Below are 22,337 nucleotides of genomic sequence, written 5' to 3'. Positions count from 1 at the left end.
ACTGACCGAGGACGCCTGCGGCCCGAGGCTGGAACGTCGCTGGCGGTTCTGCGCGGCGTCGGCGGTGGATTGCTCTCGTGGGCGTGGCGGCGGCGCTGCTCCGCGCCTGCCTGGCGCCGGCTGCGTCCAGGCGGCCCGAGCAATGCGGGCGGCGTGGGCGGCCTGTGTACGGCGTGACCGGTGCATGCCTGGCGCGCACGCCGTCGGTCGCATGGCGTGGACTGGTGAGAGACGACAAGACCGCCGGATCCACGGCCCGGCGCATCCAAGGGAGGAAGCCATGAGCAAGCATACCGGCGGCTGCCAATGCGGCAGGGTTCGTTTCGAGGTCGAGGGCGATCTGTCTCAGACCATCGCCTGCAACTGTTCGCGCTGCGCCAAGCTGGGATCGGTTCTGGCCTTCGCGCCGATCGAGGCCTTCACGCTGCTGTCGGGCGAGGACGCCCTGACCGAATACCGGTTCAACACCGGCAAGATCCAGCACCTGTTCTGCGCCGACTGCGGCATCGAATCCTTCGCTCGCGGCGAGGCGCCGAACGGCGCGAAGATGGCGGCGATCAACGTCCGCTGCCTCGACGGCGTCGACGTCTTCGCCCTGGAGCCGCAGCAGGTGGACGGCAAGTCGTTCTGACGCATCCCGCGTCGGGGCGGCGCCGGGCGGGCGGCGCCCAGGCGGGCGGCGCCTTGCAGGCGAGGTCTTGCTGGTGGGGCCGGGCTGGCGGGAAAGAGCGGCGCCGAACGCGAGCGCCGCCGGGGAGGCGTAGCCGCCGGCCGCTTTGACCCGGCTTTAGACCGCCTGCCATCCGTCGCTCTCCGCAAGGCCTCGGCCGTGCCGACGTTTGACCGACGATCGTTCCCACGTCCGCCCTGTACCGCGAATACCGCGAAGGCGGGGATCAAGCGAGGGCAGGACCGGACGGGGCCGTGGCGCGGGTCGATCGCTGTCGCGCTTTTCGCCGAAGCTCGGCCACGATCCCCCGCCTTGGCGGGGAGGCTCGTCGAGGCGCGAGCGAGCGGCCGGCCGACCGTCCGTCCTCGGCCGCGATTCTGCCGGCAGGCTTGCGTGACGCCGGATGGGCGGGTCGGCATGCGCCGCCGCGGCGGCGTTTTGGGTCCGATCCGGCCCCGGACAGGGCCCCGCGGGCCTTTTGGCTTGCTTTTCGACGGGCGAGCGACTATCTGCGCGCCATTCCACACGTGGACGTTCGGCAGCGCCGGGGAGACATCCCGTCGTCGCCGTTCCGGTCCCGTCTCCAGAATGGTCTGGAGCGGGGGTGTCCACGGAGGTTCAACCGGAAAAAGGATAAAGGCCCGATGGCTCTTCCCGAATTCTCCATGCGTCAGCTCCTGGAAGCCGGCGCCCACTTCGGCCACCAGACGCACCGCTGGAACCCGAAGATGGACCGCTACATCTTCGGTTCGCGCTCGAACATCCACATCATCGACCTGTCGCAGACCATCCCGCTGCTGCACCAGGCCCTGGTGAAGGTCCGTGAAGTCGCCGCCGCCGGCGGCCGCGTGCTGTTCGTCGGCACCAAGCGCCAGGCTTCGGATCCGGTCGCCACGGCCGCCAAGCGCTGCGCCCAGTACTACGTCAACCACCGTTGGCTCGGCGGCACGCTGACCAACTGGCGCACCGTCTCGGGTTCGATCGCGCGTCTGCGTGAACTCGAAGGCGTCCTGTCGGGCGAAGGCGTCGGCCGTTCCAAGAAGGAACTGCTGCAGCTGACCCGCGAGCGCGACAAGCTGGAACTGTCGCTGGGCGGCATCAAGGACATGGGCGGCATCCCCGACATCATGTTCGTGATCGACACCAACAAGGAAGCGATCGCGATCCTGGAAGCCCGCAAGCTGAACATCCCGGTCGTCGCCATCCTCGACACCAACTGCGATCCGGACGGCATCACCTACCCGATCCCGGGTAACGACGACGCCGCCCGCGCCCTGCAGCTGTACTGCGACCTGATCGCCGACGCCGTCCTGGACGGCCTGGCCGCTGGTCAAGCCGCCTCGGGCGTGGACCTGGGCGCTTCGGCCAACCCGGTCGAGCCGGCCCTGGCCCGCGAACTGGCCCCGGAAGCCGCCGCTGAAGAAGCCGCTGCTCCGGCCGCCGACGAATCGGCCGCCGGCTGATTTTTCTTCGGCCGCCGGCTCTCCTGACGAGGGCCGGCGGCCGTCGCGCTACCGACACGCGACCGGGCTATCAAGCTCGGTCGCTAAACGTTTGAATCTGGAGATTTTCCATGGCTGAGATCACGGCTGCGCTGGTCAAGGAACTGCGCGAGAAGTCCGGCGTCGGCATGATGGACTGCAAGAAGGCCCTGGCCGAGAACAACGGCGACATCGAGGCCTCCATCGACTGGCTGCGCGCCAAGGGCCTGTCCAAGGCCGCCAAGAAGGCCGATCGCGCCGCCGCCGAAGGCCTGGTGGCCATCGCCGTGTCGGAAAACGGCGCGGGTGAAACCGCCACCGCCGTCGAAGTGAACGCCGAAACCGACTTCGTGTCGCGCAACGACCTGTTCCAGGCCGCCGCCCGTCAGATCGCCGGCGCCGCCCTGGGCACCGACGGTTCGATCGACGCCATCACCAGCGCCAAGCTGGCCGGCGGCGAGACCGTTCAGGACCACCTGACCAACCTGATCGCCACGATCGGCGAGAACATGATGGTCCGTCGCGCCGCCAAGCACAGCGTCGAGAACGGCGTCGTCGCCTCGTATGTCCACAACGCCACCGCGCCGGACCTCGGCCGCATCGGCGTGCTGGTCGCCCTCGAGTCGACCGTCGGCGACAAGGCCGCCCTGCGCGAGCTGGGCCGCAAGATCGCCATGCACGTGGCCGCGACCGCCCCGCTGTCGCTGTCGCCGGACGATCTGGACCCGGCCGCCATCGAGCGTGAAAAGGCCGTGTTCACCGAGCAGGCTCTGGAGTCGGGCAAGCCGGCTTCGGTCATCGAGAAGATGATCGAAGGCCGCATCCGCAAGTTCCTGGAAGAAGTCGTGCTGCTGAAGCAAGCCTTCGTCATGAACCCGGACCAGACCGTCGAGCAGCTGGTGGCCGAAGCCGGCAAGACCCTGGGCGCCCCGATCACCGTGAAGGGCTTCACCCGTCTCGCCCTCGGCGAAGGCGTGGAAAAGAAGCAGGACGACTTCGCCGCCGAAGTCGCCTCGATGACCGGTCAGGCCTAAGGCCGATCAAGACAGTGAAGGCGGCGGGCCTCGGGTTCGCCGCTTTCAAGGTCTACAAAGCAAGGGCGCGGCGCGGATCGAACGCGCGCCGCGCCCTTTTTTTGCGCTTGCACGGCGTCGCGCCGTGATGGCGCAAAACCGATCCCACTTTTGTGTAACGCGCTCTATGGTGCGTGCCGACGACTCAGGAAGAGCCCGGTCCATGTCTGATCCCACCCCCGCCAAGCCGTATCGTCGCCTTCTGCTCAAGGTTTCCGGCGAAGTGCTGATGGGCGACACGCCCTACGGGATCGACACCAACACCGTCCAATCGGTCGCGCTGGATATCGCCGAGATCGTCAAGTCGGGCGTCGAGCTGTGCCTGGTGATCGGCGGCGGCAACATCTTCCGCGGCATGGCCGGCGCGGCCAAGGGCATGGAGCGCTCCAGCGCCGACTACATGGGCATGCTGGCCACGGTCATGAACGCTCTGGCCATGCAGGACGCGCTCGAGCGCATCGGCGTGGAGACGCGCGTGCAGTCTGCCATCCCGATGGCCACGGTCTGCGAGCCCTACATCCGCCGCCGCGCCCAGCGCCACCTCGAGAAGGGCCGCGTGGTGATCTTCGCCGCCGGCACCGGCAACCCGTTCTTCACCACCGACACCGCCGCCGCCCTGCGCGCCGCCGAGATGCAGTGCGACGCGCTGTTCAAGGGCACCAGCGTCGACGGCGTGTACACCGCCGATCCCAAGAAGGATCCGACCGCCCAGCGCTATGATCGCCTGAGCTACATGGACGTGCTGGCCAAGGACCTGCGCGTCATGGACGCCTCGGCGGTCGCGTTGATGCGCGACAGCAACATCCCGATCGTGGTGTTCTCGATCAAGGGGCGGGGCAACCTGCTCAGCGTGCTGCGTGGCGAAGGCACGCACACCGTCGTCGCGAACGCCTGATTTCATAAAGCGAAGAGAGCCCTAGCCATGGCCGCCGCCGAAAAGCCCGTCCTTTCCCGCTACAAAGACCGCATGGACAAGGCCGTGCTCGCCCTGAAGGACGAGTTCGGCTCCCTGCGCACCGGCCGCGCCTCGGCCAGCCTGCTCGATCAGGTGATGGTCGAGGCCTACGGTTCGACCACGCCGCTGAACGCCGTGGCCTCGGTCAGCGTGCCCGAGCCCCGCCAGATCAACGTCAGCGTCTGGGACCGCGGCGTCGTGGTCTCGGTCGAGAAGGCCATCCGCGCCTCGGGCCTGGGCCTGAACCCGGTGGTCGAAGGCCAGAACCTGCGCATTCCGATCCCGCCGCTGACCGAAGAGCGCCGCAAGGATCTCTCGAAGATCGCCGGCAAGTACGCCGAACAACAGAAGATCGCCGTTCGCAACGTCCGTCGTGACGCCAACGACGACCTGAAGAAGGCGGAAAAGGACGGCGTCATCAACGAAGACGACCGCAAGAAGATGGAAACCGAGGTTCAGAAGCTGACCGATGAAGCCGTCAAGCGCATCGACGAGGCCTTGAAAACCAAGGAACAAGAGATCATGCAGGTCTGATCGTCCTCTCTGGTCAAACCCGATTAGCGGGCTCCTGGGGGATGAGAAGGGAAGGCTAAGAGCGCATGTCGCCGAAGACCGGCCTGCAGACCAAGACCGCGCGCCCCGGGGGCGAGGCCGGCGCGGGACTGCATGCGGCCATCATCATGGACGGCAACGGCCGGTGGGCCAAGCGACGCGGCATGCCGCGCGCGCTTGGGCACCGGGCCGGCGTCAACGCGCTCAAGCGTACCGTCGAGGGCGCGCCGTCGGCGGGCGTCGGCGTGCTGACGGTGTTCGGCTTCTCGACCGAGAACTGGCGCCGCCCGGCCCAGGAAGTCTCCGAGCTGATGGGCCTGCTCAAGGCCTATGTCGAATCGGACCTCGACCGGCTGAGCCGTGAGGGCGTCCGTGTGCGGATCATCGGCCGCCGCACGGGCCTGTCGCCCGACGTGCTCGAAGTGATCGAGCGGGCCGAGCGCCGCACCGCCCATAACGACCGCTTCCTGCTGCAGGTGGCCTTCAACTATGGCGGCCAGGCCGACATCGCCGACGCCGCGCGGCGCTTCGCCGAGCGGGTCGAGCGGGGCGAGGCGAGGGCGGCCGACCTGGACGAGGCGATGTTCGGCGGTTTCCTGTCGACCTCGGCTGCGCCCGCGCCCGATCTGATCGTGCGCACCAGCGGCGAGCACCGCATCTCGAATTTCCTGCTCTGGGAATGCGCCTACGCCGAGCTGGTGTTCCAGGACGTGCTTTGGCCCGACTACGGGCCCGAGCACCTGGCCGCCGCCGTCGCGGAATATCGTAGCCGTGACCGGCGCTATGGAGGCATTGCGGCCGATGACGTCGCCGTCGCCGGCTAAGCGCTTCAACTGGGGCAATCTGGGAACGCGCGTGGCTTCGGCCACCGTGCTCGTTCCCACGGTCGTGGCCGCTGTGTGGTTCGGCCAGGTGTGGTTCCTGCTGCTGCTGGCCGTCTGCACCGCGCTGCTGGCGCGCGAGTGGGGCATGATGAGCGCCCCCAAGGCCCCGATCGGGGTTGCGGTCGCCGTCGGCGTGGCGGTGCTGATCTCGCTGGTCGCCGCCTTCCGCGGGCACTACATCCTGACCTGGCCGCTGGCCGCCGCCGGCGCGGTCGCCGCCGCCCTGCTGGCCCGCGGCGCCGTCGAGCGCCGGGCCGACGCGGCCTATGGCGTGATCTACATCGCGCCGGCCTGCATCACCCTGCTGTGGCTGCGGCTGAGCCCCGCCGGGCTGTCGTGGACGCTGCTGCTGTTCGCGGTGACCTGGTTCGCCGACATTTTCGCCTACGTCACCGGCAGCATCTTCAAGGGGCCCAAGCTGTGGCCCCGGTTCTCGCCCAACAAGACCTGGTCGGGCTTCTTCGGCGGCCTGCTGGCCGCGGCCCTGGCGGCGGTCGGGGTCGACCAACTGGCCGAGGCCCTGCCGCGCCTGCCCGACATGGACCTGACCTGGCCGGTGGCCGCCGTCATCGGCTTCCTCGGTGGGCTGGCCACCATGACCGGCGACCTCTGGGAATCGATGCTCAAGCGCCGCTTCGGCGTGAAGGACTCTGGCGACCTGATCCCGGGCCATGGCGGGCTGCTCGACCGGGTCGACGGCCTGATGTTCGCCGCCATCGTCGTGGCCGCCGTACGCCTGTTCGACCAGTGGGGATGGCTGCCTTGACCGCACGTAAGGTGGTGGTGCTCGGTTCGACCGGCTCCATCGGCGTTTCCACCCTCGATCTCTTCGAGCAGTCCAAGGTTCCGGTCGAGATCCTGGCCCTGGCGGCCGGCCGCAATGTCGAGCGGCTGGCGCAGCAGGCGCTGCGCTGGCGTCCCAAGCTGGCAGTGATCGAGGACGAGGCCCTGCTGGGCGAGCTTCGCGAGCGCCTGGCCGGTTCGGGCGTCGAGGCCGCCGCCGGCTCGGCTGCGGTCGCGCAGGCCGCCGCCATGGGCGCCGACTGGGTGATGTCGGCGATCGTCGGCGCCGCCGGCCTTGCGCCCACCCTGGCCGCGGCCCGTACGGGCGCGGTCGTGGCCCTGGCCAACAAGGAAAGCCTGGTCTGCGCCGGCCCCGAACTGCTGCGCATCTCGCGCGCGGCGGGCGGGACGGTGATCCCGGTCGATTCCGAGCATTCGGCGATCTTCCAGGTGCTGCAGCCGGCCTGCCTGGACCGTGTCGCGCGCCTGATCCTCACCGCCTCGGGCGGTCCGTTCCGCACCTGGACCCGAGAGCAGATGGCCGCGGCCACGCCCGAGCAGGCGATCGCCCACCCGAACTGGTCGATGGGCGCCAAGATCTCGGTCGATTCCGCCTCGATGATGAACAAGGGGCTCGAGATGATCGAGGCCTCGTACCTGTTCGACACGCCCGAGGAGCGGATCGGCGTCGTCATCCATCCCCAATCGGTGATCCACAGCCTTGTGGAGTACACCGACGGCTCGACCCTGGCGCAGCTGGGCCCGCCCGACATGCGCAGCCCGATCTCCTACGCCTATTCCTGGCCCGAGCGCCTGGCCTGGCCGGCCAAGCCGCTGGACCTGGGCGCCTACGCCCAGCTGACCTTCGAGGATCCGGACCTGTCGCGCTTCCCGCTGCTGGGCGTCGCGCGCGAGGCGCTGCGCCTGGGCGGAGGCGCTCCGACGGCGATGAACGCCGCCAACGAAATCGCCGTCGCGGCTTTCCTTGACCGGCAGATCGGCTTTCTCGATATTGCCGCGTCGGTTGAGGGGACGCTGGAACGCATGAACGGGGTAGGGGACCTCGCCGTAACGGCGGGTGACGTTCTTGATACAGCCGTCATGATCGACGGTTCCGCTCGCCGTATTGCGGCCGAGGTTGTCGCTCACAAGCGGCATTAGGAAAAGTGACCGGGGAGCTCTGATTCCAAGCCGATGATCAGTCTTCTGATCGCGATCGTGTCCATGATCATCGTGTTGTCCGTCGTGGTGACGGTGCACGAGCTGGGACACTATTGGGCCGCGCGGGCCTGCGGGGTGGCGATCGATCGCTTCTCCATCGGCTTTGGCGCGCCCCTGTTTTCCTGGCGCGACAAGCGGGGCGTCGAGTGGCGCATCGCCTCGATCCCGCTGGGCGGCTACGTGCGCTTCGCCGGCGACGAGAACGCCGCCAGCGTGCCTGACCAGAACGACCTGGACGCCATGAAGGCCGAGATCGCCCAGCGCGAGGGTGCCAAGGCGGTCAAGAAGTACTTCCATTTCAAGCCGATCTGGCAGCGGGCGGTGATCGCCGCCGCCGGACCGTTCGCCAATTTCGTGCTGGCGACGCTGATCTTCGCCATCGTCCTGCTGTTCGTCGGCGACCTGAAGTCGCCCGCCACCGTTTCGGCGGTGATCCCGGGCGGCGCTGCGGCCGAGGCGGGCTTCCGCCCCGGCGACACCATCGTCCGCATGGACGGCCGCAACGTGAAGGACTTCCAGCAGGTCCAGCGCTACGTCAACCTGCGCGCCAAGCTGCCGATCGAGTTCGTCGTCGAGCGCGGCGGCCAGACCGTCTCGCTGACCGCCACTCCGCGCCTGGTCGAGCAGAAGGACCGGTTCAGCGGCCGCGTGAAGGTCGGCCGGCTGGATCTCGAAAGCCGCAGCCGTCCCTATCTGCAGAAGTCCACCCTGCTGAGCGCCATTCCTGACGCCGTCGGTCAGGTCTGGGACATGATCAAGACCATCGGCTTCTATCTGGGGCGTCTGCTGACCGGTCAGCTGCCGGCCGACCAGATCAGCGGCATCATCGGCATCGGCCACTCGGCCGGCGCGGTGACCAAGGCCAGCGTCGAGGGCGCGCCTGACGTCGGCACCGTGATGCTGCGGCTGCTGTTCAACCAACTGCTGTTCATCGCCAGCCTGTCGGTCAGCATCGGCTTCATGAACCTGCTGCCGATCCCCGTGCTCGATGGCGGCCACCTGCTGCTCTATGCCTATGAGGCCGTGTGCCGGCGTCCTCTGCGAGCCGACTTCCAGGCCGCCGGTTTCCGGGCTGGCCTTGCCTTGATCCTGTGTTTCATGCTGTTCGCGGCCTGGAACGACCTCAACCGCTTCGACGTGTTCAAATTCATCGGCGGCCTGTTCACGTGAACGATCGCCGCCCGTCCATGATTGGTCCCATGAGCAAAATTCGCGCCCATAGCGCCGCGTTCGCCACCGGCGTTGCGCTTCTCTTCGGCTCCACCGCCCTGATCGCGCCCCAGGTCGCGTTCGCACAGGCCCAGACCTCGGGCGTGGTGCAGCGCATCGTCGTGCAGGGCAACGAGCGGATCGAGGCGGGCACGGTGCTCTCCTACCTGCCGATCCAGCCCGGCGAGACGGTCGATCCGGCCCGCCTCGACCTGGCGCTGAAGACCCTGGCCCGCACCGACCTGTTCGCCGACGTCTCGATCGAGCTGGTCGGCGGCGACCTGGTGGTCAAGGTCGTCGAGAACCCGATCATCAACCAGGTGGTCTTCGAGGGGAACTCGGCCCTCAAGGAAGACAAGCTGAAGGACGAGGTGCAGATCCGTCCGCGCGGCATCTTCACCCGCGCCAAGGTGCAGGCCGACGTTCAGCGCATCATCGAACTCTATCGCCGCTCGGGCCGCATCTCGGCGACCGTGACGCCGAAGGTGGTCGAGCTGCCGCAAAAGCGCGTCGACCTGGTGTTCGAGATCAACGAAGGTCCCAAGAGCGGCGTCCTTGGCGTCAACTTCCTGGGCAACAAGGAGTTCTCGGACAACGAGCTCTCCGACGTCATCGTCACCAAGGAGTCGCACTGGTACAAGTTCCTGACCAGCAACGACAACTACKACCCTGACCGGATCGAGTACGACCGCGAACAACTGCGCAAGTTCTACCGCAACCGCGGTTTCTTCGACTTCCGCGTCGTGGCGACCACGGCCGAACTGGCGACCGACAAGAACGGCTTCGCCGTCACCTACACGATCGACGAAGGCCCCAAGTACAAGTTCGGCAAGGTCACCGTCGAAACCGAGCTGAAGAAGCTGGACGGCAACCTGCTGGCCCAGATCCTGCCGATCAAGACCGGCCAGATCTACGAAGACGAGCGTATCGAACAGGCCACCGACGCCCTGACCTTCGCGGCGGGTGCGGCCGGCTTCGCCTTCGTGGACGTGCGTCCGCGCTACGTGCCCAACCGCGAGACCCAGACGGTCGACGTCGTGTTCTCGGTGCGTGAAGGCCCCCGCGTCTACGTCGACCGCATCGACATCGTCGGCAACACCGCCACGCTCGACTACGTCCTGCGCCGCGAGATGGAAGTCGCCGAGGGCGACGCCTACAACCGCGTCCTCGTCGACCGCTCGCGCAACAACATGCGCCGCCTGGGCTTCTTCAAGGACGTGACCATCGAGGAAGTGCCGAGCAACGCTCCGGACCGCACCAACCTGCGGGTCAAGGTCGAGGAGCAGCCGACGGGCGAACTGTCGTTCAGCGCCGGCTACAGCTCGGTCGACCAGCTCGTGCTGGACGTCGGCGTCACCCAGCGCAACTTCCGCGGCCGCGGCCAGAACCTGCGCGCCCGCGTTTCGGTCGGCTCGCTGCGTCAGCAGGTCGACTTCGCCTTCACCGAGCCGCGTTTCCTGGGCCGTAATTTGGCCGCGGGCGTGAACCTCTATTCGTACCGATATGACCTCAGCGAGTTCGCGGCCTACGACACCAAGTCGCTCGGCGGCGGCTTCACCATGGGCTTCGGCTTGACGCAAAACACCTCGATGAGCCTGCGGTACACCCTGCGCCAGGACGAGGTGGACGTGGCCGACAGCTACTGCGTGCCCGACTCCAGCGGCGTCACGCAGGTCTCCACGGTGCTCTGCGCCCAGCGCGGCGCCTACATGACCTCGCTGATCGGCTACGGCCTGCGGCTCGACAAGCGGAACGATCCGCTGCGTCCGACCCGCGGCTTCTTCGCCGACCTGAACCAGGACCTGGCCGGCTTCGGCGGCGACGTGAACTACCTCAAGACCGAGGTGGACGGCGGCTGGTACTGGGGCTTCAACAAGGACTTCGTGTTCAGCGCCACCGGTTCGGCGGGCTACATCGAAGGCTGGGGCGGCGACAGCGTCCGGATCAACGACCGCTTCTACAAGGGCGGCCAGTCCTTCCGCGGCTTCGAGACGGCCGGTATCGGTCCGCGCGACACGCTGACCGACAACAGCGCGCTGGGCGCCAAGCTGTATGCGATCGGCTCGCTCGAGCTGACCATTCCGACCTTCCTGCCCGAACAATACGGCATCAAGGCCGCGCTGTTCTCCGACTTCGGCACCGCCGGCCAGCTGGATGACATCGACCGCCTGCTGCCCAACGGCGAGTTCAGCGAGACGATCAAGGACAACCTTGGTCTGCGCGCCTCCGCCGGCGTCAGCATCGACTGGAAGTCGCCGATGGGACCGATCCGGTTCGACATCAGCCGCATCCTGGCGAAGGAAGACTACGACCGGACGGAAACCTTCCGTTTCTCCACCTCCACTCGTTTCTAATCTCCACAAGGCTTTAGACGACATGTCCTCCAAGTTCTTCGCCGCCGCCGCTTCGGGCCTGGCCGCGTTCGCCGTGGCCTCGGGCGCCTTCGCTCAAGCCGCCGCCCCGCTCGCCAAGGCTCCGGCCGCTCCGGCCGCCCCGGCGATCACCCACGGCGCGCCGATCGCCAGCCTGTGCGTGTTCTCGGCCGGCGCCGTGCGCGGCACCTCGGCCACCGGCAAGGCGCTCGACGCCCGCCTGAAGGCCCTGCAGACGACGGCCGAGGCGCCGCTGTCGGCCCGTGAAAAGGCCCTGCAGACCAAGATCGACGCGTTCAACGCCGCGGCCAAGACCCCGGCCGCCGACATCAACGCCCGCGAAAAGCAGAAGTCGGACCTGGAACTGGAGCAGAGCGCCCTGCAGCGCGACGCCGCCCACACCCAGATGGAACTGGTCGCCACGGCCGACGCCGCCCAGCAGACCTATTCGGTCGAGCTGCAGCCGGCCGTGATCTCGGCCTACCAGTCCAAGCAATGCGGCGTGCTGCTCGAGCGCAGCGCCGTGGCCATCTTCAACCCGGCCATGGACATCACCCCGCAGATCGTCAGCGCCCTGGACGCCCGCGGCAAGGCCGCTTCGTTCCAGGCCCTGGAGCGCACCAAGCTGACCCCGCAGCAAGCCGCCCAGCTGGCCGCCCAGCTGCAGCGCTAAGCACTGTGAGCGCCCGCTCGGCCTTTCCGGCTGGGCGGGCGCTTTCCGTTACGGCATTGACTCGGGGCGGCTTTGGGCCGCCTACACTTCGTCCGTATCGGGCGATTCCCGGGACGGCCGTCGTCGAGAGGTTTGCATGCCGGACCCCCGCTTTTTCGAGACCCTGGGTCCGGTTTCCGTGTCCGATCTGGCGCTTGCCGGCGGAGCGGAACTGGCTGATCCGGGCCTTGGCGAGCGCCTGATCGCCACCGTCGCGCCGCTGGACGGCGCGGGCCCGAACGCCGTCTCCTTCCTTTCCGATCCGCGCAGGGCCAAGGGCCTGTCGGCCTGCGAGGCCGGCGCGATCTTCATGCGTCCCCAGCATCGCGAGTTCGCGCCGCAAGGCTGCGCCGTGCTGCTGACCCCGCATCCCCAGGCCGCCTGGGCCGCCGCCGCCGCGCTGCTGCATGCGCCGCGCCGTCACGAGGCCGACGCGCCCGCCATCCATCCGTCCGCCGTGCTGGAGGAGGGCGTGTGCCTGTCGCCGGGCGTGGTCGTGGGCCAGGACGCCCGCATCGGCCGCGGCACGGTGATCGGCCCCGGCGCCGTCATCGGCCCTGGCGTGGCCATCGGCCGCGACGGCTTCGTCGGCGCCAACGCCGTGGTCGGCTTCGCCCTGATCGGCGACCGCGTCAGCCTGCACGCCGGCTCGGTGATCGGCGAGGCGGGCTTCGGCGCCGCGCCCGGCGCCAAGGGCGTGGTCGACCTGCCGCAGCTGGGCCGCGTGGTCCTGCAGGACGGGGTGACGCTGGGCGCCAACAGTTGCATCGATCGCGGCGCTTTCGACGACACCACGGTGGGCGAGAACACCAAGATCGACAATCTGGTCCATGTTGCGCACAACGTGCAGCTGGGCCGTAACTGCGTGCTCGCGGCCTATACCGGGCTGTCGGGCACCACGGTCGTCGGCGACGGCGTCGCCTTCGGCGGCAAGGCCGGCGTCGCCGACCACTTGACGATCGGCCCCGGCGCCAGCATCGGGGCGTCCGCCTCGGTGTTCAAGGACGTGCCGGCGGGCGAGACATGGACAGGGTTTCCCGCGCGACCGATCAAACGGTGGCTGCGAGAGACCGCATGGCTGTCGCGCAGCGCGCGCAGTCGGGGGATGAAAGACGAGGCATGAGCCAGACCGAAACCGCGGCCCCGCAGACCGACATCGACATCGCCGAGATCCTCAACCGGATCCCGCACCGCTACCCGTTCCTGCTGGTCGACCGGGCCGAAGCCTACGAGCCGCACAAGTCGATCGTCGGCATCAAGTGCGTGACGGTGAACGAGCCGTTCTTCCAGGGCCACTTCCCGGGCAACCCGGTGATGCCGGGCGTGCTGATCATCGAAGCCCTGGCCCAGACGGGCGCGGTGCTGATGAGCAAGTCGCTGGAAGTCGACACCGCCGGCAAGACGATCTTCTTCATGTCGGTCGACAACGCCCGCTTCCGCAACCCCGTGCGCCCGGGCGACGTCCTGCGCATGGAGGTCGAGGTGCTGCGTGCGCGGTCCAGCATCTTCAAGTTCAAGGGCGTGGCCAAGATCGGCGACAAGGTCGCCGCTGAGGTCGAGTTCGCCGCCATGGTCGTGGAGACCCCGACGAAATGACCAAGATCCATCCGACCGCCATCGTCGACGCCGCCGCCAAGCTGGCTGACGACGTCGAGATCGGGCCGTTCTGCATCGTCGGCCCGGACGTGACCCTGCAGGCCCGCGTGCGCCTGCTGTCGCACGTGGTGGTCGATGGCGTCACCACCATCGGCGAGGACACCGTCGTCCACGCCTTTTCCGCGCTGGGCGGTCCGCCCCAGCACCTGGGCTACAAGGGCGAGCGCACCCAGCTGGTCATCGGTCCGCGCAACGTGATCCGCGAACAGGTGACGATGAACACCGGCACGGCCTCGGGCCGTGGCGTGACCACGATCGGCGCCGACGGCTTCTTCATGGCCGAGGCCCACGTCGCCCACGACTGCACGGTCGGCGACAACGTGGTGCTGGCCAAGGGCGCGACCCTGGGCGGCCATGTCGACGTCGGCAACTTCGTGTTCGTCGGCGGCCTGGCGGCCATTCACCAGTTCTCGCGCGTGGGCCGCTACAGCTTCATCGGCGGCCTGGCCGCGGTGACCAAGGACGTCATCCCGTACGGCTCGGTGTGGGGCAACCACGCCCACCTCGAGGGCCTGAACCTGGTGGGTCTCAAGCGCCGGGGCTTTTCGCGCGAGAGCATCAACGCCCTGCGCGCGGCCTACCGCCTGATGTTCGCCGACGAAGGCACCTTCCAGGAGCGCCTGGACGACGTGGTCGAGACCTATTCGGCCGTGCCCGAGGTGATGGAGATCGTCGACTTCATCCGCGCCGACGGCAACCGTCCGCTGTGCCTGCCCGAGCGCGAGGTCTGATCTTGCGCAAGCTTGGACTGATCGCCGGCGGCGGGGCCCTGCCGATCGAACTGGCCGCCCACTGCGAGCGCGCCGGCCGGCCGTTCTCGGTGATGCGCGTCAAGGGCTTCGCCGATCCCTCGCTCGAGCAGTATCCCGGCGCCGAGGTCGGCATCGCCGAGTTCGGCAAGGCCTTCAAGGCGCTGAAGGAGGAGGGCTGCGAGGCCGTCTGCTTCGCCGGCGTCGTCGATCGCCCCGACTTCTCGGCCCTGATCCCCGATTTCCGGGGCGTGAAGGTGCTGCCGGGCCTGATCAAGGCCGCGCGCGAGGGCGACGACGCCCTGCTGCGCCGGGTGCTGACCGAGTTCGAGAAGGAAGGCTTCATCGTCGAGGGCGCCCACGAGGTGCGCGGCGAGATGACCCTGCCGGCCGGCCCGCTCGGCCGCTACGCTCCGCGTGAACAGCACGGCGCCGACATCGATCGCGCCCTGACCGTGGCCCGCGCCATCGGCGGGCTGGACGTGGGGCAGGGGGCCGTGGTCTGCGACGGCCTGGTCCTGGCCGTCGAGGCTCAGGAAGGCACCGACGCCATGCTGCGCCGGGTCGCCGACCTGCCGCAGGCCGTTCGCGGCTGCCCCGAGGCGCCCAAGGGCGTGCTGGCCAAGGCGCCCAAGCCGATCCAGGAGACCAAGGTCGACCTGCCGACCATCGGCGTCGCCACCATCCAGCGCGCGGCGCGCGCCGGCCTGGCCGGCGTGGTCGGCGAGGCGGGCCGCCTGCTGATCGTCGACCGTGACCAGGTGATCGCCTGCGCCGACGACCTGGGGCTCTTCGTCTACGGCGTCGAGCCGCGCTGATGAGCGCCGGCCGGCCGCTGACGGTCATGCTGGTCGCGGCCGAAGCCTCGGGAGACAATCTCGGCGCGGGCCTGGCCAAGGCGCTGCGGGCGCGGCTGGGCGACCAGGTGCGCTTCGTCGGCCTAGGCGGCGCGCGCATGGCGGCCGAGGGCGTGCAGAGCCCCTTCGATATCTCCGAACTGTCGATTCTCGGCCTCTTCGAGGGGCTGAAGGCCTATCCGCGCGTCCTGCGCCGGCTGAAGGACGTCGAGGCCCTGGCGGTGCGCGAAAAGCCCGACGTGGCCGTGCTGATCGACGCCTGGGGCTTCAACATCCGCCTGGCCAAGCGCCTGCGGGCGCTCGACCAGTCCATGGCTTTGATCAAGTACGTCGCGCCGCAGGTCTGGGCCTCGCGTCCTGGCCGGGCCGCGACCCTGGCCCAGGCCGTGGACCTGCTGCTGGCCACCCAGCCGATGGACAAGCCGTTCTTCGACGCCGTGGGCCTGCCCAGCGTCTTCGTCGGCAACCCGGCCCTGGCCCGCGACTTCAGCGGCGCCGACGCCGGCCGGGCGCGCGCGGCCATCGGCGCTGGTCCCGATGATCCGATCCTTGCCGTGCTTCCGGGCAGCCGCCCGTCCGAGATCGAGCGCGTGCTGCCGGCCTTCGAGGACGCCGTGCGCATCCTCAAGGCGGACCGCCCCGGCCTGCACGTGGTGGTTCCCGCCGCCCAGACGGTGGCGGCGGCGGTGAAGGCGCGCGTGGCCGGCTGGCCGTTCCGCGCCCACGTCATCGAGGACGACCAGGCCAAGGACGACGCCATGAAGGCCGCGACGGTGGCCCTGGCCTGCAGCGGCACGGTGACCATCGAACTGGCCCTGGCCGGAGCGCCGATGGTCGTGGGCTACAAGATCGGCGCGATCACCTACGCCCTGCTCAAGCGCCTGATGACGCCGCGCTGGGTGACGCTGTTCAACATCGCCGCCAACCAGGAGGTCGCGCCCGAACTGCTGCAGCACGCGTGCACGGGCGAGCGGCTGGCGGCGGCGCTGGCCCAGCGGCTGGATGATCCGATGCTGCGCGAGCGGCAGGTGGCGCAGCAGTTCGCGGCGCTCGAACGCCTGGGGCGCGGCATGCCCGACCCGGCCGAGGCGGCCGCCGAAGCCATGCTCGGCTTTCTGGAAAAGCGAAGCGCCAAAACGGGTTAAGACCCGCTTCACGCCTGTGGATTAATCTCGCGGCAACCTTCTGCGCCCTTGCGCCGCCGTGGAGCCCGCCGTGTCGGTCCAGCCGATTGGAACCGTCGTTCCCAACCTCGCCCCGGTGCAGCCGACGGCGATGGTGGCGGCCGCCGGCCTCCAGGGCGGGCAGACGGGGCAGGCGGGCCTGCCGCCGCCGGCCATGCTGGCCCAGCTGGCCATGGCCGAGGCGACCGAGGCGCTGGGCAAGATCGCCGCCCAGCCCGGCGCCGCTCCCGAGACGCCCGACACCGTCGAGAGCCTGCTGAAGGGCGGAGCCACGGGCCAGGCCCGCGAGATCCTGCTGGCCAGCCCGACGATCCAGGCCAAGGTGGTTTCCGACATGGTCGGCCGCGCCGCGTCGACGCAGGGCGGCATGGCGCCGTTGCTGGCCGACCTGGAGCGGGTCTCGACCTCGCCCCAGGCGCCGGCCCTGGTGCGCCAGGCCGCCGCCAACATGCTGGCCCTGCGCTCGCCCATCGACGGCGCGGTGACCGCCGGCGAGATCCGCCAGGCCTTCGGCCGGTCCGGCCTGTTCATGGAAAGCCGCCTGGCCGAGGAGGCGCCCGCGCCGGGCGCCGCGCCGCTGGCCGCCAAGGACCTGAAGGCCGCCATGCTGGTGCTGCGGGCCGCCGTGGCCAGCTGGAGCGCCCAGACCGGTCCGCCCTCACCCCAGGCCCCCCTGACTCCGCTGACGTCCCAGGCGCCGTCGGCGACAGCCACGCCGATCCCCGCCGCGCCGCAGGGCGCGGTCGCTCCGCCATCGACCTTGACGGCGGGCGCTCCGGGCCTTCCGCAGCCGATCGCCGAGCCGCCTGCCGGCGCCCTTGCGGCCACACCTGGCGCGCCACCGCCGGCCGCCATGGCCTCGACGGCTCAGGCCGCGCCCAGGAGCGATCCGCAGCCGCTTCCCGCGACGCCGATTTTCGCCCAGGCCGACGAGGCCGCCGACACGCCCGTCGCCCGCTTTCTGGCGGCCGTCGCGCCGCCGCCGGCTCCTCGGCAGGCGGCCCAGCCCGCCGCGGCCCTGTTCGTTCTGGCGCAGGAGGCCGCCGCTGGTTTCGAGGAGACGCCCGTCGCCCGGCAGGCCGTGACGCCGCTGGCGCCGCCGCCCGGCAAGGGACCGCCGCCACCGTTCGCGGGCGGACCCGTGGTCGCCCAGGCGGCCGCGCCCTCGACGCTTGCGCCTGGCGCCGCGCCAGCCTTCGTGGCCCAGCAACTGGCCAAGGGCGTCGATGCGGCTCTGGCCCGGCAGGAACTTCTGCAGGCCGCCTCGCTGCCCGAACGGGCCGAAACCGTCCGCCCGTCCGAGAACCGGCTCGTCGACGACAAGCCGGGGCCGCGCTGGGTGTTCGACGTGCCGTTCGCCACGCCGCAGGGCTCGGCCGTGGCCCAGTTCGAGATCAGCCGCGACGGCGGCGGGGGCGGGGCAGCAGGCAGCGTCGCCGAGGCGCGCACCTGGAAAGTCCGCTTCTCGCTCGACGTCGAGCCCATGGGCCGCATCGACGCCCAGCTGGCCCTGACGGGCGAGCGCGCCCGCGTGTCGCTGTGGGCCGAGCGTCCGGAGGCGATGGCCCGGTTGCGCGGCGGCGAGGAGATGCTCAACGCCGCCCTGCGCGAGGCCGCCCTGGAGCCGGAGGTGGCGTTCCACGCCGCCGCGCCGCCCGTCGCGACGCCGGCCGCGCCTGGCCGCTTCCTGGACCAGGCCACATGACCCGCGTCTCTGGTCCCCGCATCGCCGTCGCCTTGCGCTACGACGAGCCGAACGCCCCGCGCGTGGTCGCCAGCGGCCGCGGCTGGGTGGGCGACAAGATCGTCGAGACCGCCCGCGAGCACGGTGTGCCGCTGGAGGAGAACCCCGCGCTGGCCCAGGCCCTGTCGACCATACCGATGGAGGAGGAGATCCCCGAGGCGCTCTATGTCGCCGTCGCCGAGATCCTGGGCTTCATCCTTCGCTCGGCCAATCGTAACTGACACCAAGAAAGTTACGGTAGGGGGCTGGGCCAGGCTCGCGCGGCGCCTATATCGGCCTGGACCCCTTCGAGGAGCTTCCATGACCGACCTCTCGGCCTTCCCGATCGCCAGCCGCTGGCCCGCCGCCCACCCGGATCGCATCCAGCTCTATTCGCTGCCCACGCCCAACGGCGTGAAGGTGTCGATCATGCTGGAGGAGGTGGGCCTGCCGTACGAGCCGCACCTGATCGACATCGGCAAGAACGAGACCTGGACCCCGGAATTCCTCAGCCTGAACCCCAACGGCAAGATCCCGGCGATCATCGATCCCGACGGCCCGGGCGGCAAACCCTTCGGCCTGTTCGAGAGCGGCGCGATCCTCGTCTATCTGGCCGAGAAGACCGGCAAGCTGCTGCCGACCGATCCGGCCGCGCGCTACGAGACCCTGCAGTGGGTGTTCTTCCAGATGGCCGCCGTCGGCCCGATGTTCGGGCAGCTGGGCTTCTTCCACAAGTTCGCGGGTCGCGAGTACGAGGACAAGCGTCCGCTGGAGCGCTACCGCGCCGAGAGCCAGCGCCTGCTGGGCGTGCTGGAGACCCGCCTGGAGGGCCGCGACTGGCTGATGGGCGACGCGTACACGATCGCCGACGTCGCCACCCTGGGCTGGGTGCGCAATCTGGTGGGCTTCTACGAGGCGGCCGAACTGGTCGACTACAAGAGCCTGAAGAATGTGCCGGCGTGGCTGGAGCGGGGTCTCGCCCGTCCGGCCGTGCAGCGCGGCCTCAACATCCCGGCGCGCGGCTGATCCCGCAGCGGGGCGGGCGGCGACAGCCGCCTGCTCCGGCGCCATAAGGCAGGCGACCCCTCAACGGCCGCCGATTCTCGTCATGTCGCTGTTTCCCGAGCTGGATGGCCCGCCGTCCGACCGCCTGTTCTTCGGCGTCTTCCCCGAGCCGGCCGTGGCCGAGACCATCGCCGGCCGGGCCCGCGATCTGCGGGGGCGGCTTGGCCTTTCCGGCGCGCCGCTGACGCCCGACCGCCTGCATGTCACCCTGCACCACATCGGCGACTATGCCGGCCTGCCGCGCGGCATCGTCGCCCAGGCGCTAGAAGCCGGCGAGGCGGCGTCCTCGGCCGCGCCGTTCGGCGTGACCTTCGACAAGGCCGCCAGCTTCAACAATCGCGGCAACAATCCCTTCGTCCTGCAGGGCGGGGAGGGGCTGCTCGCCCTGCACGATTTCCAGAAGGCGCTGGGCCTTGCCATGGCCCGCGCGGGGCTGGGCAAGCAGGTCGCCAAACAGTTCAACCCGCACGTGACGCTGCTCTACGACCGCGCCCTGGCGCCGGAGACACCGGTCGAGCCCGTGTCGTGGGGCGTCTCCGAGTTCGTGCTGATCCACAGCCTGCTGGGCCAAACCCGGCACATCGTGCTGGGGCGCTGGCCCTTGAAGGGATGATCTAGCGATCCTGCACGTTGCCGGAATGGCTGGTGTTCTGGCGCAGGTTCCCGTGCCGGCCCTGTTCGGCCAGATTGACGTCGGCGTTGCCAGGATCGGGCGATTGCAGGCCTTCGCGGCTGGCGTGGCCTTCGATGTCGGGCTTCTGGCCCTTGAAGGCGCGTTGCTCGCGCGGAATGGGCGGGGCCTTGGACATGGCTTCCTCCTTGTGGTTGTCGGAGGAAAACCGTCGGAGCGCGGGCGGCGTTCCCAGCGCCCAGCTTGCCGTCAGGCCGCCGGCGGGGCCGGGCGCGAGACCACGAAGGCCGCGCACGCGGCCATGATCGCGCCCACCAGCAGGCCCAGCCACAGCTTTGGACGGGCCGCGATCAGGAAGATCGCCATGCCGCTGGCCATCCCCAGGCAAGCCAGGACCTTGGCCTTGCGCGGGATCGCGCCATTGGCTCGCCAGGCGCGGATCGACGGGCCGAAGCGCGGATGGTTCAGCAGCCAGGCCTCCAGCCGGGGCGAGGATTTTCCAAAGCAGCCGGCGGCCAGGATCAGGAAGATCGTCGTCGGCAGCAGCGGCAGGAAGGCCCCGGCTATGCCAAGGCCGGTGAACGCCAAGCCGGCGACCAGGTAGCCGACCCGCAGGCCGCGCGAGGCGGGCAGGGCCGCCTCCGGGGCGTCCAGTTCCAGGGAAGGCGGTTCAGCCGAAGGCGGCGTCGACATAGGCCTGCACCCGTGAGAAGGCGGCTTCCGCGCCGGCGATGGCGCGCGCCTCGCCCGCTTGGTCCAGCCCGGCCGCGTCCAGGGCGGCGGTGAACTGGCGCCAGTGGGCGGCGCGACCGTCAGGATGACCCGCAAGGTGGCGCGCGCCGAAGGTCTCGTCCAGGCCGAGCTTGGCGGCGGCCTTGAACAGGAACGCCGCGCCCAGGTTCGAGCCTTCGGCCACGTAGAGCCAGCCCAGGGCGGTGGCGAGATCCGGCTCGTCCTCGGCCGTGAAGGCCGGCGGCGGCAGGTCGGCGAGGGCGTCGAGGGCGAGGTCCGTTCGGTCCTKGGCGATCTGCGAGAAGCGGCGGCGGCCGTCGAGGTCGGGCAGGCGCTCGGCCAGTTCGGGCCGCAGGTAGAGGCCGTCGATGTCGCGATGGAACCGATACTGCACGTCGAGGAACCGTCCGTAGCGCGCGCGATCGGCGAACGGCTGGCCGGCCATGATGCTCTTGTCGAGACGCTCGTGCGTCGCCTCCGTGCCGGCCTTCAGCCGCTTGGCGAGGGAAGGGGCTTGGGCGAGGGCGAGATCGGTCATGGAAGTCATGTTGTCATGTCGCGACTGAGACGCAACTGCTCCAGGTCAAATCCGACCGCGCCTCGGACGAAAATGCTAATCGGATGAGGAAGGGGCCGACTCGCGGCCCGGGATCTCTGGAGCGCGCCCCGATGACGGTGACGATCTACGGCATCAAGGCCTGCGACACGATGAAGAAGGCCCGCACCTGGCTCGACGAGCACGGCGTGGCCTACGCCTTCCACGACTACAAGGTCTCGGGCGCGGACCGCGCCGACGTCGAGCGCTGGGTCGCGCAACTGGGCTGGGAGACGGTGCTCAACCGCGCCGGCACGACCTTCCGCAAGCTGCCCGACGCCGACAAGGCCGGCGTCGACGCCGGCAAGGCCGTCGAGCTGATGCTGGCCCAGCCCTCGATGATCAAGCGGCCGATCCTCGACGTCGACGGCAAGCTCTTGGCGGGCTTCAAACCCGATCAGTACACGGCCATTCTCGCCTGACGAGCGAAACGCCGCTTGCGCGATTGACGCGAGTTGGCGAACTTTGGGGCGACAAGGACCGCGTGCAGCGGCTAAGTCTAGAGGAAACGGCCGGTTCGTCCGGCGGCAGGGCATTGAGTGGGCGTGACTTCGGGGCTTCCCTACGATCTGGCGATCTTTGATTTCGACGGCACGCTGGCCGACAGCGGCGCCGTGGTGCTGAAGCTCGTCAACCCGATGGCCAGGATGTACGGCTTCAAGAGCGTCACCGACGAGGAAGTCGAGATGCTGCGCGGCCGTCCCAACCGCGAGATCATCAAGTACCTGGGCGTCTCGGCCTGGAAGATCCCGATCATCGCCGCCCACGGCAAGAAGCTGATGGCCGCCGAGATCGGCTCGATCGGGCTGTTTCCCGGCGTTCCCGACATGCTCAAGGCCCTGGCGGCCGGCGGCGTGCGCCTGGCCGTGGTCAGCTCCAACAGCGAGGCGACGATTCGCACCGTGCTGGGGCCCGACCTCGCCAAGCTGATCGACCACTACGGCTGCGGCGCCTCGCTGTTCGGCAAGGCCAAGAAGTTCACCAAGGTCATCAAGACCGCCCGGGTGAAGCCGGGCCGGGTGATCTCGATCGGCGACGAGACCCGCGACATCGACGCGGCCAACGCGCTGGGCCTGGCGTCCGGCGCCGTCACCTGGGGCTACGCCACCCGCCAGCTGCTGGTCGACCATGCGCCGACCGTGCTGCTCGACGCGGTCGACGACATCGTCGCGCGCCTGACCCTGCGGGCCGAAGCGCCGGCCGTCGCCACGGCCTGATCTCCCTTACGAAAGT

Annotated in this window: 25 protein-coding genes; 22 read left to right on the top strand and 3 right to left on the bottom strand. The window is 69.5% G+C overall.

The window, feature by feature from the left end:
- The first annotated feature begins 280 nt into the window (after positions 1-280).
- The 20 genes from AC1DCG_RS06160 to AC1DCG_RS06065 all read left to right on the top strand — a co-directional run bounded on the left by AC1DCG_RS06160 (position 281) and on the right by AC1DCG_RS06065 (position 19,759).
- The gene (locus AC1DCG_RS06160; protein ID WP_477029897.1) at positions 281-631 is read left to right on the top strand and encodes a GFA family protein; all 351 of its coding nucleotides are present in this window, start codon (positions 281-283) and stop codon (positions 629-631) included.
- A 683-nt stretch (positions 632-1,314) separates the two neighbouring features.
- Complete coding sequence (gene rpsB, locus AC1DCG_RS06155) at positions 1,315-2,133, top strand: 30S ribosomal protein S2 (RefSeq protein WP_477029896.1); 819 nt, start codon at positions 1,315-1,317, stop codon at positions 2,131-2,133.
- Positions 2,134-2,243: 110 nt separating this feature from the next.
- A complete protein-coding gene (gene tsf / locus AC1DCG_RS06150) occupies positions 2,244-3,185 on the top strand; it encodes a translation elongation factor Ts (protein ID WP_477029895.1) in 942 nt (313 codons plus the stop codon).
- A gap of 202 nt (positions 3,186-3,387) precedes the next feature.
- Entirely contained in the window at positions 3,388-4,119 is a 732-nt protein-coding gene (pyrH, locus tag AC1DCG_RS06145; RefSeq protein ID WP_165255219.1) for a UMP kinase, read from the top strand.
- Positions 4,120-4,146: 27 nt separating this feature from the next.
- Positions 4,147-4,713: a ribosome recycling factor gene (frr, locus tag AC1DCG_RS06140; protein WP_165255220.1), complete on the top strand. Its 567-nt coding sequence runs from the start codon at positions 4,147-4,149 to the stop codon at positions 4,711-4,713.
- Between the two features lie 65 nt (positions 4,714-4,778).
- Positions 4,779-5,555 (top strand): polyprenyl diphosphate synthase, encoded by a 777-nt coding sequence (uppS, locus tag AC1DCG_RS06135; protein WP_477029893.1) that lies wholly within the window; start codon positions 4,779-4,781, stop codon positions 5,553-5,555.
- Positions 5,533-6,381 (top strand): phosphatidate cytidylyltransferase, encoded by an 849-nt coding sequence (locus AC1DCG_RS06130; RefSeq protein WP_165255223.1) that lies wholly within the window; start codon positions 5,533-5,535, stop codon positions 6,379-6,381. The genes uppS and AC1DCG_RS06130 overlap by 23 nt, the downstream gene beginning before the upstream one ends.
- The gene (gene dxr, locus AC1DCG_RS06125; RefSeq protein ID WP_477029892.1) at positions 6,369-7,559 is read left to right on the top strand and encodes a 1-deoxy-D-xylulose-5-phosphate reductoisomerase; all 1,191 of its coding nucleotides are present in this window, start codon (positions 6,369-6,371) and stop codon (positions 7,557-7,559) included. The genes AC1DCG_RS06130 and dxr overlap by 13 nt, the downstream gene beginning before the upstream one ends.
- Before the next feature lie 63 nt (positions 7,560-7,622).
- On the top strand, positions 7,623-8,789 hold the full coding sequence (locus AC1DCG_RS06120; protein WP_477029891.1) for a M50 family metallopeptidase: 1,167 nt from the start codon (positions 7,623-7,625) through the stop codon (positions 8,787-8,789).
- Positions 8,790-8,806: 17 nt separating this feature from the next.
- Entirely contained in the window at positions 8,807-11,182 is a 2,376-nt protein-coding gene (gene bamA, locus AC1DCG_RS06115) for an outer membrane protein assembly factor BamA (RefSeq protein WP_477041416.1), read from the top strand.
- 22 nt (positions 11,183-11,204) lie between these two features.
- A complete protein-coding gene (locus AC1DCG_RS06110; protein WP_165255230.1) occupies positions 11,205-11,873 on the top strand; it encodes an OmpH family outer membrane protein in 669 nt (222 codons plus the stop codon).
- A 136-nt stretch (positions 11,874-12,009) separates the two neighbouring features.
- Entirely contained in the window at positions 12,010-13,035 is a 1,026-nt protein-coding gene (gene lpxD, locus AC1DCG_RS06105; RefSeq protein WP_477029889.1) for a UDP-3-O-(3-hydroxymyristoyl)glucosamine N-acyltransferase, read from the top strand.
- Positions 13,032-13,508, top strand: coding sequence for a 3-hydroxyacyl-ACP dehydratase FabZ (gene fabZ, locus AC1DCG_RS06100; RefSeq protein WP_109101924.1), 477 nt, complete (start codon positions 13,032-13,034; stop codon positions 13,506-13,508). The genes lpxD and fabZ overlap by 4 nt, the downstream gene beginning before the upstream one ends.
- The gene (gene lpxA / locus AC1DCG_RS06095) at positions 13,505-14,299 is read left to right on the top strand and encodes an acyl-ACP--UDP-N-acetylglucosamine O-acyltransferase (RefSeq protein ID WP_477029888.1); all 795 of its coding nucleotides are present in this window, start codon (positions 13,505-13,507) and stop codon (positions 14,297-14,299) included. Before fabZ ends, lpxA begins: the two co-directional genes overlap by 4 nt.
- Positions 14,300-14,301: 2 nt before the next feature.
- Complete coding sequence (gene lpxI / locus AC1DCG_RS06090; RefSeq protein WP_165255236.1) at positions 14,302-15,135, top strand: UDP-2,3-diacylglucosamine diphosphatase; 834 nt, start codon at positions 14,302-14,304, stop codon at positions 15,133-15,135.
- Positions 15,135-16,319, top strand: a complete 1,185-nt coding sequence (gene lpxB / locus AC1DCG_RS06085) for a lipid-A-disaccharide synthase (protein ID WP_477029887.1) — start codon at positions 15,135-15,137, stop codon at positions 16,317-16,319. The genes lpxI and lpxB overlap by 1 nt, the downstream gene beginning before the upstream one ends.
- A 70-nt stretch (positions 16,320-16,389) precedes the next feature.
- The gene (gene fliK, locus AC1DCG_RS06080; protein ID WP_477041415.1) at positions 16,390-18,063 is read left to right on the top strand and encodes a flagellar hook-length control protein FliK; all 1,674 of its coding nucleotides are present in this window, start codon (positions 16,390-16,392) and stop codon (positions 18,061-18,063) included.
- Entirely contained in the window at positions 18,060-18,323 is a 264-nt protein-coding gene (locus tag AC1DCG_RS06075) for an EscU/YscU/HrcU family type III secretion system export apparatus switch protein (RefSeq protein ID WP_101720286.1), read from the top strand. Before fliK ends, AC1DCG_RS06075 begins: the two co-directional genes overlap by 4 nt.
- Before the next feature lie 79 nt (positions 18,324-18,402).
- On the top strand, positions 18,403-19,107 hold the full coding sequence (locus AC1DCG_RS06070) for a glutathione S-transferase N-terminal domain-containing protein (RefSeq protein ID WP_477029885.1): 705 nt from the start codon (positions 18,403-18,405) through the stop codon (positions 19,105-19,107).
- An 82-nt stretch (positions 19,108-19,189) separates the two neighbouring features.
- Positions 19,190-19,759: a 2'-5' RNA ligase family protein gene (locus AC1DCG_RS06065; RefSeq protein ID WP_477029884.1), complete on the top strand. Its 570-nt coding sequence runs from the start codon at positions 19,190-19,192 to the stop codon at positions 19,757-19,759.
- A gap of 1 nt (position 19,760) precedes the next feature.
- Here AC1DCG_RS06065 and AC1DCG_RS06060 read toward each other — a convergent pair whose 3' ends face one another.
- The 3 genes from AC1DCG_RS06060 to AC1DCG_RS06050 form a co-directional block, all read right to left on the bottom strand.
- A complete protein-coding gene (locus tag AC1DCG_RS06060; protein WP_165255245.1) occupies positions 19,761-19,955 on the bottom strand; it encodes a hypothetical protein in 195 nt (64 codons plus the stop codon).
- Between the two features lie 71 nt (positions 19,956-20,026).
- On the bottom strand, positions 20,027-20,470 hold the full coding sequence (locus tag AC1DCG_RS06055) for a YbaN family protein (protein ID WP_477029883.1): 444 nt from the start codon (positions 20,468-20,470) through the stop codon (positions 20,027-20,029).
- A complete protein-coding gene (locus tag AC1DCG_RS06050) occupies positions 20,448-21,047 on the bottom strand; it encodes a biliverdin-producing heme oxygenase (protein WP_477041414.1) in 600 nt (199 codons plus the stop codon). Before AC1DCG_RS06050 ends, AC1DCG_RS06055 begins: the two co-directional genes overlap by 23 nt.
- 131 nt (positions 21,048-21,178) lie before the next feature.
- On the opposite strand from AC1DCG_RS06050, the gene AC1DCG_RS06045 reads away from it, so the two are divergent.
- Together AC1DCG_RS06045 and AC1DCG_RS06040 are read left to right on the top strand one after the other, a co-directional pair.
- The gene (locus tag AC1DCG_RS06045; protein ID WP_165255250.1) at positions 21,179-21,526 is read left to right on the top strand and encodes an ArsC family reductase; all 348 of its coding nucleotides are present in this window, start codon (positions 21,179-21,181) and stop codon (positions 21,524-21,526) included.
- Positions 21,527-21,649: 123 nt separating this feature from the next.
- Positions 21,650-22,321 carry an HAD hydrolase-like protein gene (locus AC1DCG_RS06040; RefSeq protein WP_346764850.1) on the top strand — a complete coding sequence of 224 codons (672 nt, stop codon included), beginning with the start codon at positions 21,650-21,652 and terminating at the stop codon, positions 22,319-22,321.
- Positions 22,322-22,337: the final 16 nt, after the last annotated feature.

This window comes from Caulobacter sp. 10L414 (assembly GCF_056395525.1).
Note: the sequence above shows the minus strand (reverse complement) of the source record. Positions and strands in the feature narration are given on the sequence as shown.

Bases quoted from the DNA above. Each gene is read 5' to 3' on its own strand.
- tsf (WP_477029895.1), top strand. From the start codon at position 2,244: ATGGCTGAGATCACGGCTGCGCTGGTCAAGGAACTGCGCGAGAAGTCC.
- AC1DCG_RS06055 (WP_477029883.1), bottom strand. From the start codon at position 20,470: ATGTCGACGCCGCCTTCGGCTGAACCGCCTTCCCTGGAACTGGACGCC.
- AC1DCG_RS06075 (WP_101720286.1), top strand. From the start codon at position 18,060: ATGACCCGCGTCTCTGGTCCCCGCATCGCCGTCGCCTTGCGCTACGAC.
- AC1DCG_RS06120 (WP_477029891.1), top strand. From the start codon at position 7,623: ATGATCATCGTGTTGTCCGTCGTGGTGACGGTGCACGAGCTGGGACAC.
- lpxB (WP_477029887.1), top strand. From the start codon at position 15,135: ATGAGCGCCGGCCGGCCGCTGACGGTCATGCTGGTCGCGGCCGAAGCC.
- AC1DCG_RS06065 (WP_477029884.1), top strand. From the start codon at position 19,190: ATGTCGCTGTTTCCCGAGCTGGATGGCCCGCCGTCCGACCGCCTGTTC.
- pyrH (WP_165255219.1), top strand. From the start codon at position 3,388: ATGTCTGATCCCACCCCCGCCAAGCCGTATCGTCGCCTTCTGCTCAAG.
- dxr (WP_477029892.1), top strand. From the start codon at position 6,369: ATGGCTGCCTTGACCGCACGTAAGGTGGTGGTGCTCGGTTCGACCGGC.
- rpsB (WP_477029896.1), top strand. From the start codon at position 1,315: ATGGCTCTTCCCGAATTCTCCATGCGTCAGCTCCTGGAAGCCGGCGCC.
- lpxD (WP_477029889.1), top strand. From the start codon at position 12,010: ATGCCGGACCCCCGCTTTTTCGAGACCCTGGGTCCGGTTTCCGTGTCC.
- AC1DCG_RS06130 (WP_165255223.1), top strand. From the start codon at position 5,533: ATGACGTCGCCGTCGCCGGCTAAGCGCTTCAACTGGGGCAATCTGGGA.
- AC1DCG_RS06070 (WP_477029885.1), top strand. From the start codon at position 18,403: ATGACCGACCTCTCGGCCTTCCCGATCGCCAGCCGCTGGCCCGCCGCC.
- frr (WP_165255220.1), top strand. From the start codon at position 4,147: ATGGCCGCCGCCGAAAAGCCCGTCCTTTCCCGCTACAAAGACCGCATG.
- uppS (WP_477029893.1), top strand. From the start codon at position 4,779: ATGTCGCCGAAGACCGGCCTGCAGACCAAGACCGCGCGCCCCGGGGGC.
- AC1DCG_RS06110 (WP_165255230.1), top strand. From the start codon at position 11,205: ATGTCCTCCAAGTTCTTCGCCGCCGCCGCTTCGGGCCTGGCCGCGTTC.
- lpxA (WP_477029888.1), top strand. From the start codon at position 13,505: ATGACCAAGATCCATCCGACCGCCATCGTCGACGCCGCCGCCAAGCTG.
- AC1DCG_RS06160 (WP_477029897.1), top strand. From the start codon at position 281: ATGAGCAAGCATACCGGCGGCTGCCAATGCGGCAGGGTTCGTTTCGAG.
- AC1DCG_RS06060 (WP_165255245.1), bottom strand. From the start codon at position 19,955: ATGTCCAAGGCCCCGCCCATTCCGCGCGAGCAACGCGCCTTCAAGGGC.
- AC1DCG_RS06045 (WP_165255250.1), top strand. From the start codon at position 21,179: ATGACGGTGACGATCTACGGCATCAAGGCCTGCGACACGATGAAGAAG.
- fabZ (WP_109101924.1), top strand. From the start codon at position 13,032: ATGAGCCAGACCGAAACCGCGGCCCCGCAGACCGACATCGACATCGCC.